Origin of the sequence: Thiolapillus sp. (assembly GCF_048562965.1) — a bacterium.
Taxonomy (GTDB): domain Bacteria; phylum Pseudomonadota; class Gammaproteobacteria; order Chromatiales; family Chromatiaceae; genus Thiolapillus; species Thiolapillus brandeum_A.
The window spans coordinates 6472-8697 of sequence record NZ_JBHNMF010000104.1 but is presented as its reverse complement, the minus strand read 5'-3'; the positions used below and the strand labels follow the sequence as shown (position 1 = coordinate 8697).

5 protein-coding genes are annotated in these 2226 nt (G+C 54.1%); all 5 read right to left on the bottom strand.

Features of this window, described 5'->3' with window-relative positions:
• Positions 1 to 105, bottom strand: a 105-nt coding sequence (gene cas2, locus ACOCD2_RS07665) for a CRISPR-associated endonuclease Cas2 (RefSeq protein ID WP_293672830.1), incomplete at its 3' end; no start/stop codon positions are given.
• 9 nt (positions 106 to 114) lie between these two features.
• Positions 115 to 1149 carry a type I-C CRISPR-associated endonuclease Cas1c gene (gene cas1c / locus ACOCD2_RS07660; protein ID WP_293648647.1) on the bottom strand — a complete coding sequence of 345 codons (1035 nt, stop codon included), beginning with the start codon at positions 1147 to 1149 and terminating at the stop codon, positions 115 to 117.
• On the bottom strand, positions 1146 to 1772 hold the full coding sequence (gene cas4, locus ACOCD2_RS07655; RefSeq protein ID WP_293648644.1) for a CRISPR-associated protein Cas4: 627 nt from the start codon (positions 1770 to 1772) through the stop codon (positions 1146 to 1148). The genes cas1c and cas4 overlap by 4 nt, the downstream gene beginning before the upstream one ends.
• Positions 1773 to 1776: 4 nt before the next feature.
• A complete protein-coding gene (locus tag ACOCD2_RS07650; RefSeq protein ID WP_293652930.1) occupies positions 1777 to 2001 on the bottom strand; it encodes a type II toxin-antitoxin system MqsA family antitoxin in 225 nt (74 codons plus the stop codon).
• Positions 1989 to 2226: DUF4258 domain-containing protein (locus tag ACOCD2_RS07645; RefSeq protein ID WP_293652929.1), on the bottom strand; the 238-nt coding region annotated here is incomplete at its 5' end. The genes ACOCD2_RS07645 and ACOCD2_RS07650, both read right to left, overlap by 13 nt.

The following is a 2226-nucleotide window of genomic DNA, read 5'->3' as shown; positions in this document are numbered from 1 at the left end:
CTGAACCCGCTGTCCATAGTTCTGGCATGCCTTGGCGACACGGCGGAGTCTTCTGCGGCCTTCAGCAGTTTGCGTGGATACATCATAGGTAACAAGTATCAGCATGATAAATCCCTACTTGTGAAGATAAGGAATATAGGCGTCCGTATCCCCTCTGAGATGGCGCGCAAGGAATCTCGCCTGCAAGATGGGGATCAGGCCAATCTCAACTTTCTGTTCCAGAACCGGGTGAGTGATCTCATGCTTCTTTCGTTCCTGGTAGGCGATCAGCAACTTTTTCCTTCCCTTGTCGTTGAGTAGGACGCTGCCCCCGGGATTGTAGTCGAAGTCCTTTGCCGTAATCTGCCCCCGGTTGATCAATGTGAGCGCAAGACGATCGCCAAATACGGCGCGAAATTCCTCCAGAAGATCCAGTGCCAGGGCATGCCGGCCCGGCCGCACAGCATGTAAGAAACCCAGTTGGGAGTCCAGTCCAACCGTTTCCAGCGCGGACCGGCAATCGGTCAGCAACAGTGCATAGAGAAAAGAGAGTAATGCATTGACAGGGTCTTTCGGAGGCCGCCGGTTACGCGTTCTGAATTGAAATACATCCGTCAATGACGGTCGGAGCATATCATTGAAGCATCCAAAATAAACCCGGGCGGCATCACCTTCAAGCCCTCGTATTGAGTCGAGTTGGCCGGCATGTTCGAGATTTCGAAGATTGACTGCAAGGCTTGCCGCTGCATTTTTCAGTGCATCTTTTTCGGTGTCTGATTTGCTGTCCCGACTGCTGCGAAGAAGCACCTGGCGGCTGTTGCGCAGTTTCCCTGCAACAAAACTCCTGGCCATGGTCAAAACGCATTCCAGATCGTCGGCGGCCCGGTGCTGAGCTTGCCTCAGCAGAATATTTCCACTGACCGGTCCCTCAACACGTGCCTGAAAGCGTCCATTTTCATTGAGCCAGACGATGCTGCGGCCATCTTTCATGCAGCGGGCCATCAGTGCGCTGCTCAGGTTAATGCGCCCGATACAGACAATGCCTCCCAGGTGATGTAAGGGGGCTTGCAGACGCTTTTCCTTCTCGATCATGACCACCAGTGTCTCTCCTTCAAGCCTGAGCCAGGCACCTTCCGTGGAAACGTAGAGCGTGTTGAGCAGTTGTTTCACTGCGAGGACTCGTCCACTTCGAATAAATGCTTGGACAAGTCGTGGATACGATGTCTGGATCCAACGAGTTCCGGTTGGCAAATGTTGTGTAGGGAGCAGGCACGGCACAGGCTGGCATCGTCCGCCGGCGGTGGCATGCCGCCACTTTTGAGCAAGTGACGGACAACATCCACAAATGTTTCCACCTGCTGGCGAAGCCTGTCCGTAATGTGAACCACACGTCGACGCTTGCTCTTGTGGTGATAGATTGCGCCTTCAGATACAACACAGCCGATCATTTCTTCCAGACACAGGGCCTGTGCGGCGAGCTGAATGTCATCGTGATCGTGTTTGTGTCGCTTACCCTGCTTGTATTCCACCGGATAGGGGGTGCCATCGGGCAGAAACTCCACCACGTCGGCCTTACCCACCAATCCCAGGCGATCACTGTACAGGGGCAACGCGCGCAATACCTGCCTGCCGTCTTCTGTGCTGATTTCACCACTGTCCACCCGGCGATGTGCGCGTTGTCCACGCAGAGTGTACTCATTGTCGTCGAAACTCTGTTCCTGGTGGATCAGGGCGCATTGGCGCGGGCAATAGCTATAGTGTTGCAGGGCCGAGAGCATGATCGGCTCGGCCATCGGGTCAGGCGGCAAAATAAAGAATCTCCAGTTCCACATTCTTTCCAGCAGCCGTTTCTGCCTGCTGCATGACGCGTTCCGCAACTGCTTCACGGAGGTAATATTCTCCGCAGTTATCACAGATTTCAGCAGGAACGTCCTTGATCAGCAGGGTGACTCCCTCGCGCTGCAAGGTGACGGTCACATGGCCGGGACGGGTTTCACCGGTTTTGCAAATTACGCATTCCATCGTTTTTTCCTGTTTCGGTAGTCTGATTCCCAAAGTGTCAATGAGGGCTTATAAACGGTCACGACATGTATCACCAAATCTGACGTGTTCCATAATAGCAGACAGCTTGGGTAGGGCCTGTCATCCGGATAACGCTGTATGACCTCACCGTCATTTACCGCCTGCACGACATCTTCCTTGCGAATGCCACGCTCGAACATCCGGGAAACGGCATGGCCACTGAAC

Bases quoted from the DNA above. Each gene is read 5' to 3' on its own strand.
- ACOCD2_RS07650 (WP_293652930.1), bottom strand. From the start codon at position 2,001: ATGGAATGCGTAATTTGCAAAACCGGTGAAACCCGTCCCGGCCATGTG.
- cas4 (WP_293648644.1), bottom strand. From the start codon at position 1,772: ATGGCCGAGCCGATCATGCTCTCGGCCCTGCAACACTATAGCTATTGC.